The organism is Metabacillus litoralis (assembly GCF_003667825.1).
Lineage (GTDB): Bacteria > Bacillota > Bacilli > Bacillales > Bacillaceae > Metabacillus > Metabacillus litoralis_B.
Window position 1 is genome coordinate 2,712,134 of sequence record NZ_CP033043.1, and the last position, 13,461, is coordinate 2,725,594.

9 protein-coding genes are annotated in these 13,461 nt (G+C 36.5%); all 9 read right to left on the bottom strand.

The features are described from left to right. Nucleotides 1–459: 459 nt before the first annotated feature. The 9 genes from yihA to leuB all read right to left on the bottom strand — a co-directional run bounded on the left by yihA (nt 460) and on the right by leuB (nt 13,461). A complete protein-coding gene (gene yihA, locus D9842_RS13550; RefSeq protein ID WP_121662998.1) occupies nt 460–1,044 on the bottom strand; it encodes a ribosome biogenesis GTP-binding protein YihA/YsxC in 585 nt (194 codons plus the stop codon). Continuing rightward, complete coding sequence (lon, locus tag D9842_RS13555; RefSeq protein ID WP_121662999.1) at nt 1,044–3,365, bottom strand: endopeptidase La; 2,322 nt, start codon at nt 3,363–3,365, stop codon at nt 1,044–1,046. Before lon ends, yihA begins: the two co-directional genes overlap by 1 nt. 237 nt (nt 3,366–3,602) lie before the next feature. Continuing rightward, on the bottom strand, nt 3,603–5,276 hold the full coding sequence (lonB, locus tag D9842_RS13560) for an ATP-dependent protease LonB (protein ID WP_121663000.1): 1,674 nt from the start codon (nt 5,274–5,276) through the stop codon (nt 3,603–3,605). A 362-nt stretch (nt 5,277–5,638) separates the two neighbouring features. Then, on the bottom strand, nt 5,639–6,904 hold the full coding sequence (clpX, locus tag D9842_RS13565; protein WP_121663001.1) for an ATP-dependent protease ATP-binding subunit ClpX: 1,266 nt from the start codon (nt 6,902–6,904) through the stop codon (nt 5,639–5,641). Nucleotides 6,905–7,250: 346 nt separating this feature from the next. After that, nucleotides 7,251–8,540 (bottom strand): trigger factor, encoded by a 1,290-nt coding sequence (gene tig / locus D9842_RS13570; protein ID WP_121663002.1) that lies wholly within the window; start codon nt 8,538–8,540, stop codon nt 7,251–7,253. A gap of 340 nt (nt 8,541–8,880) precedes the next feature. Then, a complete protein-coding gene (locus D9842_RS13575; RefSeq protein WP_121665067.1) occupies nt 8,881–9,891 on the bottom strand; it encodes a tetratricopeptide repeat protein in 1,011 nt (336 codons plus the stop codon). A 228-nt stretch (nt 9,892–10,119) separates the two neighbouring features. Next, nucleotides 10,120–10,716, bottom strand: a complete 597-nt coding sequence (leuD, locus tag D9842_RS13580) for a 3-isopropylmalate dehydratase small subunit (RefSeq protein ID WP_121663003.1) — start codon at nt 10,714–10,716, stop codon at nt 10,120–10,122. Nucleotides 10,717–10,800: 84 nt separating this feature from the next. Further along, complete coding sequence (gene leuC, locus D9842_RS13585; protein ID WP_121663004.1) at nt 10,801–12,228, bottom strand: 3-isopropylmalate dehydratase large subunit; 1,428 nt, start codon at nt 12,226–12,228, stop codon at nt 10,801–10,803. 123 nt (nt 12,229–12,351) lie between these two features. Further along, complete coding sequence (leuB, locus tag D9842_RS13590; RefSeq protein WP_121663005.1) at nt 12,352–13,461, bottom strand: 3-isopropylmalate dehydrogenase; 1,110 nt, start codon at nt 13,459–13,461, stop codon at nt 12,352–12,354.

Below are 13,461 nucleotides of genomic sequence, written 5' to 3' on the forward strand. Positions count from 1 at the left end.
TGCTATAAATGATCTTTAACTACCATTAATTGAGTAACAGATCATTTAAATACACGGAGCTTTTCCGGTTATACTGAAGAATGGAACTCAGTTAAGGGATATAAACGGAGTTTTTCCGGTTAAGTAAAGTAAAATGGCCCATTTCCAGCTTTTTTGATTAATTAGACGGAAACTTTCCGTTTATTTAATCTATTTCGCGTGCTATTTCCTCATTAAAAGGAATTTCTCCGCTTAATTGCTGCCAATTCTTGAAGATAATGGGTGATATGAAAAATGCTTGGAGCATAATATGCCTCCAAGCATTTTTCTTTGCTGATTTACTTGTAAATTGCTTTTAATCCTAGTGCGAGTTTCTATACCAAAAACAATGTTAATCCGGAATTTGTACTTCAAAACCGAACCTGGTAATTTTTCCACGTGACTCACTTTTATGCACTATACATAAATATAAACCAAACTTTATGACGTATAATGAAGGATCGTTTTCCAAGCTTCATCTTTACCTAAGCCGGTTTCCGATGAAAAAATAACTAATGGGTCGGTTTTTTCAATTTCTAGGGCATCTTTTATCACCTTAGCATGCTTTTGCCACTTACCCTTAGGAATTTTATCTGCTTTGGTCGTCACAACGATTGTTGGGATGTCATAATGCTTTAGGAAGTTATACATCAGCACATCATCACTTGTTGGAGGATGTCTAAGATCAATTAAAAGGATAACAGCACGCAACTGTTCACGAGAAGTGATATAGGTTTCAATCATTTTCCCCCATGCTTCACGCTCCTTTTTACTAACCTTGGCATATCCATATCCAGGCACATCAACAAAGTGTAGCATTTCATTAATGATATAAAAATTTAATGTTTGTGTTTTCCCTGGTTTTGATGAAATTCGGGCTAATCCTTTTCTACCTAGCAATTTATTAATAAAGGATGATTTACCAACATTAGAACGACCTGCTAATGCTACTTCCGGTAAATCTCCTTCTGGATATTGAGCAGGCTTAACTGCGCTTATAACGATTTCTGAACTTGTTACTTTCATTATTTCTCCTCTGTTAACGCATGTTTTAACACTTCATCTAAATGTGAAACTAAGACAAACGTAAGTTCATTTCGAACACTATCTGGAATATCATCCAAATCCTTTTCATTGTCTTTTGGTGCAATAATCTTAGTCAAACCAGCACGATGAGCACTCAATGTTTTCTCTTTCAAGCCACCAATTGGAAGTACTCTACCACGTAAAGTGATTTCTCCTGTCATTCCAACTTCTTTTCTTACGGCTCTACCTGTTAATGCTGAAATTAACGCTGTAGCCATTGTTATACCTGCTGATGGACCATCTTTAGGTACAGCACCTTCAGGAACATGGATATGAATATCATTCTTTTCATGAAAATCACGTTCAATGTTCAGCTCTTCAGCACGCGAGCGAATATAGCTAAATGCCGCCTGAGCAGATTCTTTCATAACATCGCCAAGCTTCCCGGTTAAAATCAGCTTTCCTTTACCAGGCGTTACTGATACTTCAATCGATAGGGTATCGCCGCCAACTGTTGTATAAGCTAAACCAGTTGCAACACCAATCTGATCCTCAAGTTCCGCTTGTCCATATCTAAAGCGTTTTTTCCCAAGAAATTCTTCAATATTTTTGTCCGTAATAATGATCTTCTTCCGCTCTTCTTTTACAATCATTTTAGCAGCTTTACGACACACTCCTGCTAACTGGCGCTCTAGCCCACGAACCCCGGCTTCTCTTGTATAATAGCGAATGATGCTTTGAATTCCATCTTCACGGATTTGCAGATGTGATTTTTTAAGTCCATGTTCTTGTAATTGCTTTGGTAGTAGATGATCTTTAGCAATATGAATTTTCTCCAGTTCCGTGTAACCAGCTATATTAATAATTTCCATACGATCGCGCAATGGTCCTGGAATTGTAGCAAGGTTATTAGCTGTTGCAATAAACATAACTTTCGATAAATCATATGTTTCTTCAATATAGTGATCACTAAAGTTATGATTTTGCTCAGGATCTAACACTTCCAGTAAAGCTGCAGAAGGATCTCCTCTAAAATCACTGGACATTTTATCGATTTCATCTAAAAGGAACACAGGATTAATTGTTCCGGCCTTCTTCATACCTTGAATAATTCTTCCAGGCATTGCACCAACATATGTACGTCGATGTCCACGAATTTCGGATTCGTCTCTTACTCCACCAAGTGATATTCTAACGAAATTTCGATTTAACGATTTAGCTACTGAACGAGCTAATGATGTTTTCCCAACTCCCGGAGGTCCTGCAAGGCATAAAATTGGCCCTTTTAATGAATTGGTCAATTGTTGTACCGCTAAATACTCAATTACACGCTCTTTAACCTTTTCAAGGCCATAGTGTTCTTCGTCTAAGATTTCCTCAGCAACATTCACATCTAAACGATCGTCAGTTGCTTTTGACCATGGTAGAGACAGGAGCCACTCAATGTAATTTCGAATAACGCCACTCTCGGCTGAACTTGAAGGAACTTTTTCATAGCGGTCCAGTTCTTTTAAAGCCACTGCTTTTATATGTTCTGGCATTCCCACTTCTTCAATTCGTTCCTTCATCGTTGAAACCTCTCCAAGCTTGCCTTCTTTTTCACCAAGCTCTTTTTGGATGGCTTTCATCTGTTCGCGTAAATAATATTCTTTTTGCGTACGCTCCATGGACTTTTTAACTCGTTGGCCAATCTTTTTCTCCAGCTGAAGTACTTCTTTTTCATTGTGGATAATGGAAATCACTTTGTTCAATCGTTCTGTCACATCAAGGGTTTCCAATATCTCTTGTTTTTCCTTTAATTTTAAAGGAAGATGCGAAGCAATAATATCAGCCATTCGTCCTGGCTCATTAATGTCAGAAACAGTTGCATATGTTTCAGCAGACACTTTTTTAGAAAGCTTTATGTATTGCTCAAAATATTCTAACATTGTTCGCATTAAAGCTTCTTCTTCTACACTTTTCTCTTCAGGGTCTTTATAAATAGAAACTTCAACAGAATAGTATTCATCCTCATCAACAAAACGTTGAATCTTACCTCGCTCTATTCCTTCAACGAGGACGCGGATTGTACCGTTTGGTAATTTCAACATTTGTTTAATTTTAGTCAATGTTCCTATTTCATAAATATCTTCTTTGTCTGGCTCATCTATCGAAATCTCTTTTTGTGTCGTTAAAAAGATAATATGATCTTCCATCATAGCCTTTTCTAACGCCTGAACAGATTTTTCTCTTCCTACATCAAGGTGCAGTACCATTGTTGGATATACTAACAAACCTCTTAGTGGTAGGAGGGGGACAATTTGATTATTTGATTTCGCCATGCGTTTACACCTCCATGACATGATAATTCATTCTTGTTCAATTCTATCTTATTCTTTTTCAAGTGTCTAATTAAACTACTTTAGTCAATAGGTAGTATACCCCAATACGATAAGTTGAAAAAGGAAATTCCGGAATTCTCATTAAGATAAAATTGGAAATGACAAGAGTTGACCGAAGCTTAAAAAAGGAAAGAGATCTTCTTTATTGTAAAGGAGATCTCTTTAAGATTAACTCTTTTATACAGATTCTTGATGTGGAAATGAAGTTGAATCTTCGTGTTGCAATGGCTTTTCAGTTGGTGGATCAACAAGTGCTATATCAAAGACTTCTTGAAGATTTGTTACCGGTATAATCGTTATCCCATCAATTTCTTTTAGAATGGATTGCATGTTTTCTTTTGGAATAATGACTATATCTGCACCAGCCTTTTTTGCCGCCTTTATTTTCGGAATAACTCCGCCTATAGGCTTTACATTTCCATGAATGCTAATTTCTCCAGTCATGGCCACTTTATTGCTAATGGCAATCTTATGAATAGCTGAGAAAATTCCTGTGGCCATTGCAATTCCTGCTGATGGGCCATCAATTGGTGTACCACCTGGAAAATTCACATGAATATCATAATCATCTGCTTGTATGCCCATAGAACGTAGAACAGTAATAACATTCTCGATCGAGCCTTTTGCCATACTTTTTCTACGAATGGATTTAGATCGATCACCAATACTTTCCTCTTCCACAATTCCTGTTATATTAATGGTGCCCTTATCTTTTTGAGAAGGAATGACGGTGACTTCAATTTCTAACAATGCCCCTGTATTAGGACCATGAACGGCAAGCCCATTTACTAAACCGACTCTTGAGTTATCTTCAATTTTCTTTTCAAATCTTGGGCTTAACTGACTTGAATTAATAACCCATTCGATATCTTCAACAGTAATTTCTTTCCTGTCTTCTGACATTGCCATACCTGTAGCAATTTGCATAAGATTTACAACTTCACGGCCATTTCTAACATAGGAAGTTAAGAGATCAATTCCCTTGTCGCTTACTTCCATTTCTACTTTATCTGCTGCTTTTTTCGCCACAACTGCCAGTTCTTCCTGTTCCAAATCTCTAAAAAATACTTCAAGACATCTAGAACGAATGGCTGGTGGTATTTCATTAGGTGTTCTTGTTGTAGCTCCTATTAACCTAAAATCAGCTGGTAGACCATTTTTAAAAATATCATGGATATGTGTTGGTATTTGTGTATTTTCTTCATTATAATAAGCGCTTTCTAAAAATACTTTACGATCTTCAAGTACTTTTAATAACTTATTCATCTGAATAGGGTGAAGTTCACCGATTTCATCGATAAATAAAACGCCCCCATGAGCATGAGATACAGCTCCTTGCTTAGGCTGAGGAATTCCAGCTTGCCCCATTGCTCCAGCACCTTGATAAATTGGATCATGAACAGATCCAATGAGAGGATCAGCAATCCCTCTTTCATCAAATCTTGCTGTTGTAGCATCTAATTCTACAAATACAGCATTTTCTTTAAATGGTGATCTTTTATTTCTCTTAGCTTCTTCTAAAACGAGTCTAGCAGCCGCTGTCTTCCCTACACCTGGTGGTCCATATACAATGACATGTTGAGGGTTTGAACCGCATAGCGCAGCACGTAACGAACGAATACCATCCTCTTGTCCTACTATATCATTAAAACTTTTTGGGCGTACCTTTTCTGCAAGAGGTTCGGTTAACCGAATAGCTCTCATTTTTCTTAATTGTTCCATTTCTTTCTTTGATTCTCTGTCAATTGATATCTTTTGAGTACGTTGACTCTTTAATAAATTCCAAAAATACATTCCAATAATAATCCCAAAAAACAGCTGAATAAACAGCGCGATACTCGTCCAACTCATTGGCGTCCCTCCTGCAAAGATGTCTTGTTACCGCTACGGTGAAAAGTAAACGAAGCATAATACTTTGTTAAAAGTAACTCTTCGAGAGGTTAGTAAAAGCTTGTTTTGCCCCATAAAAAGATTTCCACATCTATGTATGAAATGTTCGTTAATCTAAAGGGACAAAAGGCGACTTTCGTTTTTGCCTAGGAAAGGCAAAATTAAAATGGATAAACCTTGTAAGAAGCGGTTATTTATAGCTAGTATCTCCTAGCTTTAGCAGGAATAAACATGATTTCAATACAAGTATTTACAGGAGGTGGATTGGAAAAGGCATCAAAAAAAGGAAGCTGGTTAAACCAACTTCCTTTTAAAAGATTATGTTATGCAGATGTTTTTTTATCCTCTTGAATAACTGTACCATCGCTAAGTACAAGTTTAGGTGGTGTTTCCCCTAAAACTGTTTCAGCAGTAATAATGGCTTTAACGATGTCCTCACGAGATGGTAAATCGAACATCATATCAAGCATGATGCCCTCGATTATGGAACGAAGACCACGTGCACCAGTTTTTCTTTCAATTGCTTTTTTAGCAATTTCAAGAAGAGCTCCATCTTCAAACTCAAGTTCAACACCATCTAAATCAAGCATTTTTTGATATTGTTTAACAAGAGCATTTTTAGGTTTTGTTAAGATCTCAACTAATGCTTCTTCATCTAACGGCTCTAAGCTTGCAATGACAGGCAAACGACCGATAAACTCTGGAATCAATCCAAACTTCAATAAATCTTCAGGTAAAACCTGTGAAAGAAGAGCTTTTTTATCAAGATCAGCATTTTTATTATCTGAACCAAATCCAATTACTTTTCGTCCTAGACGACGTTTAATAATTTGTTCGATTCCATCAAATGCTCCTCCACAAATGAAGAGAATGTTTGTTGTATCAATTTGAATAAATTCTTGATGAGGATGCTTTCTTCCACCTTGAGGAGGAACACTAGCCACAGTTCCTTCAAGAATTTTAAGTAATGCTTGCTGTACACCTTCACCAGAAACGTCACGAGTGATTGACGGGTTTTCTGATTTACGTGCCACTTTATCAATTTCATCGATATAAATAATACCTTTTTCAGCTTTTTCTACATCATAATCAGCAGCTTGAATTAACTTTAGTAAGATATTCTCAACGTCTTCACCTACGTATCCAGCTTCTGTTAAAGAAGTAGCATCAGCAATAGCAAAAGGGACATTTAAAATTCTTGCTAATGTTTGGGCTAATAACGTTTTACCACTACCTGTAGGCCCAATCATAGAAATATTACTTTTTGATAACTCAACATCATCAATCTTGCTGTTTGAATTAATACGTTTGTAATGATTATAAACGGCAACAGCTAATGATTTTTTGGCATTATCCTGGCCAATAACATATTCATCTAATATTTCATGAATTTCTTTAGGTTTTGGAACATCTTTAAATTCAACTTCTTCTTCTGTACCAAGCTCTTCCTCAACAATCTCTGTACAAAGTTCAATACATTCATCACATATATATACTCCAGGTCCAGCTACTAGCTTACGTACCTGATCTTGTGTTTTTCCGCAAAATGAACATTTTAATTGTCCTTTTTCGTCGTTAAATTTAAACATTGTTTCACCCCTTGTATCTTTATCTAAATCAAAACATTTCCACCTTACCCCTACTAATTCTTTCAACTATTCAGGTCAGCAGGTAGATGTCCCTAATTAAAACAAATAAAAACGGTATGTACTGCATTTTACCATAAGAGAAGCATTGACAGGTAATGAAACCACTCGGCATTGAAAAAGCTTTCAACCTGAGGGCTCTTCCCAAAAATGTTGATGATCTTAATATTCTCTTACCTAATGTTTATGTATGTATTAGCTTTCTTATATCATTCCCAAAGGAATATAAATAAAACATGATTGTATAAAACAAGGCACGATGTGCTCGCGCCTTGTTCCTTTTATTATATTATGCAACAACTTTGCTATTTTCTACAAGAAAATCGATCGCTTTGCGAACTTTTAAATCTTCTTTTAAGCCTTCAGCGTTTCCACCAAGTGCTTGTTTAATGTTTTCAATAGGCATGTTGTACATTTCAGCCATTTTCGCTAATTCTGCTTCAACATCTTCGTCAGAAACTTCAATGTTCTCAGCTTTAGCAATTGCTTCAAGTGTTAAGTTATATTTAACGCGTTTTTCAGCATCGTCTTTCATTTGAGCTTTTAACGCTTCTTCATCTTGACCTGAGAATTGGAAGTATAAATCAAGATTCATACCTTGCATTTGTAGACGTTGCTCAAATTCCTGCATCATACGTGAAATTTCATTTTCAATTAATGCATTTGGAATATCAACTTCTACACCTTCAGCAGCTTTATCAACTAGTGAATCACGTAGTTGGTTTTCTGCTTCAGATTTTTTCGCTTCTTCAAGGCGAGTTCTTGTTTGAGCTTTTAACTCATCAAGAGTTTCAACTTCTTCGTTAACATCTTTTGCAAACTCATCATCAAGAGCTGGAAGTTCTTTTGTTTTGATTTCGTGAATTTTCACTTTGAATACTGCTGGTTTACCCGCAAGGTTTTCAGCGTGGTATTCTTCTGGGAATGTTACTTCTACATCCTTCTCTGCACCCGCTTCTAAACCAACTAATTGTTCTTCAAATCCTGGAATGAAAGATCCAGAACCAATTTCTAATGAATAGTTTTCAGCAGCTCCACCTTCGAATGCTTCTCCATCAACATATCCATCAAAATCGATAACTGCAGTATCACCGTTTTCAATCGCGCCTTCTTCTTTTACTACTAGCTCAGCATGACGCTCTTGTAATTGTTTTAATTCGTTATCAACATCTTCATCAGATACAGTATCGTCTAATTTTTCAACTTCTAGACCTTTATATTCACCTAATTTCACTTCAGGCTTTACTGTAACTTTAGCAGTGAAGATTAAGCTTTTTCCTTTTTCGATTTGTTCAACATCGATTTCAGGACGATCTACAGGTTCGATTCCAGCTTCATCAACCGCATTAGGATATGCAGTTGGTAGGATGATGTCTAAAGCGTCTTGATATAGTGATTCTACACCAAAACGTTGTTCAAACATTCCACGTGGAATTTTCCCTTTACGGAATCCAGGAATAGAAACTTGTTTTACAACCTTTTTAAATGCTTCGTCAAGAGCTGTTGTGAACTCTTCTGCTGAAACCTCAACCGTTAGAACGCCATCGTTCCCTTCTAATTTTTCCCATTTTACTGACATGTGTTGTCCCTCCAAAGATCTATAATGATTTGTGCGAATAAGTGATAGGTAATTTGTGGCGCTTGTCCCATTTTAGGCAATCCCCCACGAACATATACCTGTTTTTATGTACGGTAAAAAGTAACCTAGTACTAAACATGCATAGGATTTCGCATTAGAAAAACTTGGCTTTTCTTCAAGACAAATGGCAAAGCTTTAAGTTTTTCCCATACCATCAACATTTCTAATAGTATAAAAAATAAGGTCCATTTTGTCCAAAATAAAAAAGACCTATATACGATGATCACTATTTTGCAACCATTTTATTATAACACAGAATAAATTCCTTTCAACATATAGCTCATATTTGTAAATAAGAAATTTCTTCTATTTGATAGATTTTATTGCATGCTTCTTGTAAATCTGGCAATGGTTGATCATAGATCTCTTCTATTTCTTCTTGCTCAATTGAAATCCCATGCATCGAATAACCAACAAGATGCAAAGCAGCTGCCCACAGCTTAGCTTCTGTTGGCTGTGGTAAGAAAGGATATAACACATACAGATGCCTTATCCATAATTCTTTAACAGCTTCATATAATGTAGGATTTTCATTACCAAGCGTATCATCTAATATAGTTAACACTTTTTTAGTAAAAGGAAATTCTGCAGGATCTTCCAGATTAGCAGGTACAACCGTAAGACTTTCGCCGAACTTCGTTACTTTCATTTCCTTTTCAACTTCATGCTCAATCATTAAATGCAAAATCATTGATTTGATTGTAGGATGAATTTGTTCATTCTCTAACAAAATTTTAAGTGATGCAAAATGTTTACTAATGTTACGGTCATGCAGTGACTGAACGTAGGCCATTTGTTTATTTGTATCTTGCAAAAGGTCTTCTAAATATAATGGTTGTTCTTCTTCCTGGTCTTCTACATCATCAAGAATATCAACTTCGTTTTGATTCATTTTCCGACTAAATTCCAACAATTTATAAAAGTGTTCAGCACTTTCAGCAGGCAGCTGATTTTCCTCTAATACTGCTTCGATTGTTGTTTGTACTTCTTGATATTCACGTAGTTGAATTAATATCGTTAAATAAATCTGTAATACAGTAAAATAATGACCTATATCTTCTAAGAGCATTTTTTTGCAAATATCTTTAGCCTCTGTTAAGTCACCAAGCTCCATAAGGCAAATTGCCATACCGAGATATATTTCAGCTTGATCTTCCTTAAGCTTCTTTGCTTCAGCAAACATATCAAGTGCTTCGTGATACTTCTTTTCTTTTAATAACAGCATTCCCTTATCTAAGTACCGCTCCTTCAAATTAGGAAAGGGAACAACATTTGATTTTTTCGGTTTCATATGTTGGTCAACTCCAGCAACCTTACTTTGCATACAGTTTATCAATCCAAGTCTTGGAAAACAAGTGGGGGGTGATGTCTGGCACTCCCTGAATTTTGTTGAATGATGTCGTACGAAGCCTTGTGCACTTCTGATTTTTGTAGAATTCTTCAGTTCAAAGTGTATTAAATAACTATTTTAGCTAGGCTTAAGCAGTGCTAGATTGGGACATAAAAAAAAGAGCAATCATTATAAAAATGATGCTCTTCTAGTTTCTTCGTAATGTTTAATTTGATTATCATAATGTAATGTTAGATCAATTTCATCTTTTCCGTGTAAAAGCATATCTTTCCAATATGGATCAACATCAAAGGTTTGCACTAAACCATTATGATCTGTGATTTCTTGCTTTTCAAGATTAACGGTTAATTCAAAGCCTTCCGCATTTGACTTTTCACGGATAAGGTCTAAAACCGTTTGCTCAAGTGTAATTGGTAATAAGCCATTTTTCAGACAGTTTTGATGAAAAATATCTGCATAAGAAGGTGCTAAAATAACTTTAAAACCATAATCTGAAAGCGCCCATGGAGCATGCTCACGAGAAGATCCACAGCCAAAGTTTTCACCTGCAAGTAAAATTGTCGCACCTTTACTTTTTTCTTGATTTAATTCAAAATCTGGATTTTCAGATCCATCAGGAAGATATCTCCAATCAAAGAATGCAAATCGTCCATATCCTGTTTTTTCGATTCTCTTTAAAAATTGCTTTGGAATAATTTGGTCTGTGTCAACATTTGTTCTATTTAATACAGCAACTTTTCCTTTATGTGTAGTAAATGGCTGCATGATGTCCCTCCTAATATGAAAACTTTTTCTAAGGATGTAACGACACTTTCACAACTAAACAGTTCCCATCCCATAGATTATAGATTAAAATGACATTGCGTTTTCTTGAATATGACGAACATCTACAAATCGTCCATGTAAAGCCGCTGCTGCTGCCATAGCTGGACTTACCAAGTGTGTTCTAGCACCTTTACCTTGTCTTCCTTCAAAGTTACGGTTTGAAGTAGATGCACAGCGCTCTCCTTCTGGTACAACGTCACTATTCATACTTAAACACATACTGCAACCTGATTCTCTCCACTCAAATCCAGCTTCTTTAAAGATCACATCTAGACCTTCTTCTTCTGCTACTTTTTTAACCTTTTGAGAACCGGGCACAACGATAGCACGTACATCTGATGGAACCCTCTTGCCTTTTAAGCTTCTTATAACTTCAGCTGCCTGTCTTAAGTCTGTTAAACGGGAATTTGTACAAGATCCAATAAAAACATGTTCAATCGTAATATCTTCAATTCTAGTATTAGGCTGTAAACCCATATAGCTATACGCACGCTTAGCTTCATCAACTGCTTCTTCATTATGAAAATCATTTAAATCAGGTGTTTTTTCATCAACACCTACAGACATACCTGGATTTGTTCCCCATGTTACCATCGGAGCAATTTCGTCACCATTCAATGTGATAACTTTATCGTACTCTGCTCCTTCATCCGTTTTTAACGTTTTCCAGTACTCAACAGCACGATCAAACTCTTCCCCTTTTGGTGCGTATTTTCTCCCCTTAATATAAGAGAAAGTTGTTTCATCTGGTGCTATAAGGCCTGCTCTTGCACCTGCTTCAATAGACATATTACAAATCGTCATACGCTCATCCATTGATAAGCTTTCGATTACTTCACCTGTAAATTCAAGTATATAGCCAGTACCAAAGCGCACTCCATATTTACCGATGACGGCTAAAATAACATCTTTAGATGTTACACCTTTTTGTAGCTTACCAGATACATGGATATTTAACGTCTTCGGACGCTGTCTCCATAGTGTTTGTGTAGCTAAAACATGTTCTACTTCACTCGTCCCAATTCCAAATGCAATCGCACCAAATGCTCCATGTGTTGACGTATGGCTATCTCCACATACAATTGTTTTTCCTGGAAGAGTTAATCCTAGCTCAGGTCCAATTACGTGTACAATACCTTGGTCTTCACTTTGAAGATCAGCTAAACGAATACCAAATTCTTTACAGTTTCTTTCAAGTGCACTGATTTGATTTTTGGCAACTTCATCACTGATCACAAAACGATTGACTGTTGGAACATTGTGATCCATCGTAGCAAACGTTCTGTCTGGTCTTCTTACTTTACGATCTTTCTCTCGAAGTCCCTCAAAAGCCTGTGGCGATGTTACTTCATGTACTAAGTGTAAATCGATATATAGAAGATCTGGCTTCCCTTGTTCTTGTTGAACCACATGTTCATCATATATCTTCTCAATAATCGTTTTTGGCTTCACGGTCGTAATCCTCCCTTAATAGATGGAAAATGAGGGGCTGACATCAACCATTGTGTCATACCCCTCAATCCGATACCCATTGTATCGGTCTCTATATAGTGAATAAAAAGTTATTATGGCTAATTAAGAATAAGCTTCCATTATGTTTAAAATGGCATGGTCATCTGCAAGAGCATTTTTGATTTCTTCACCCATTTGTTTTGTTGACACAGCTTTTTCACCATTTGCAAGATCTGCTGTACGAGTACCTGAATTTAAAACATTATCAACAGCCTTTTCGATTGCTTTTGCTTCTTCCTCTAATCCAAATGATTGACGCAGCAGCATTGCAGCAGAAAGAATGGTTGCGACAGGATTTGCTAAGCCTTTGCCAGCAATGTCAGGTGCTGAACCATGAACAGGTTCATATAAATGTAAACCTGATGATGATAAACTTGCTGAAGATAACATTCCAAGTGACCCTGTAATCATTGATGCTTCATCACTTAAAATATCACCAAACATATTTTCTGTTACAATAACATCAAATTGTCTAGGTGATCTGATAATCTGCATAGCTGCGTTATCAACAAGCATATGCTCAAGCGTCACATCCGGATATCTTGCAGACACCTCTTCAGCCACTTCTCTCCAAACTCTACTTGATTCAAGTACATTCGCTTTATCAACAGAAGTTACGTGCTTACGACGCTTCTGTGCAATCTCAAATGCAGAAACGAGAATTCTTTCGATTTCAGAACGTTTATAAAATAACGTATCAACAACAGCGTCTTCACCATCACGAACAATACGCTCACTTGGTTTACCAAAATACAATCCACCTGTTAGCTCTCGTACGATAACGAAGTCTACTCCACTAACATACTCCTTCTTTAAAGGGGAAGAATCTAATAGACTATCAAACGTAGTGATAGGGCGTAAATTCGCATATAAATCAAGTGCCTTACGTAGAGCTAACAGCCCACGCTCCGGTCTTAATTCTACAGGATTTTGATCCCATTTAGGTCCTCCAACAGCCCCTAAAATAATGGCGTCAGAATTCTTACAAGCTTCAATTGTTTCTTCAGGCAATGGAGTGCCTTTTTGATCAATAGCGTCACCACCGATTAATCCATAGTTGAATTGAAATTGATGGTTAAAATGTTCTGCAATTGCTTTTAAAATTTCTACTGTTACATCAACAACTTCTTTACCTATTCCATCACCAGGTAATAATGCGATTGTTTTCTTCAT

Coding starts and splice junctions, on each gene's coding strand:
- yihA (WP_121662998.1), bottom strand. CDS start 1,044: ATGAAAGTAACAAGTTCAGAAATCGTTATAAGCGCAGTTAAGCCTGCT.
- lon (WP_121662999.1), bottom strand. CDS start 3,365: ATGGCGAAATCAAATAATCAAATTGTCCCCCTCCTACCACTAAGAGGT.
- lonB (WP_121663000.1), bottom strand. CDS start 5,276: ATGAGTTGGACGAGTATCGCGCTGTTTATTCAGCTGTTTTTTGGGATT.
- clpX (WP_121663001.1), bottom strand. CDS start 6,904: ATGTTTAAATTTAACGACGAAAAAGGACAATTAAAATGTTCATTTTGC.
- tig (WP_121663002.1), bottom strand. CDS start 8,540: ATGTCAGTAAAATGGGAAAAATTAGAAGGGAACGATGGCGTTCTAACG.
- D9842_RS13575 (WP_121665067.1), bottom strand. CDS start 9,891: ATGAAACCGAAAAAATCAAATGTTGTTCCCTTTCCTAATTTGAAGGAG.
- leuD (WP_121663003.1), bottom strand. CDS start 10,716: ATGCAGCCATTTACTACACATAAAGGAAAAGTTGCTGTATTAAATAGA.
- leuB (WP_121663005.1), bottom strand. CDS start 13,461: ATGAAGAAAACAATCGCATTATTACCTGGTGATGGAATAGGTAAAGAA.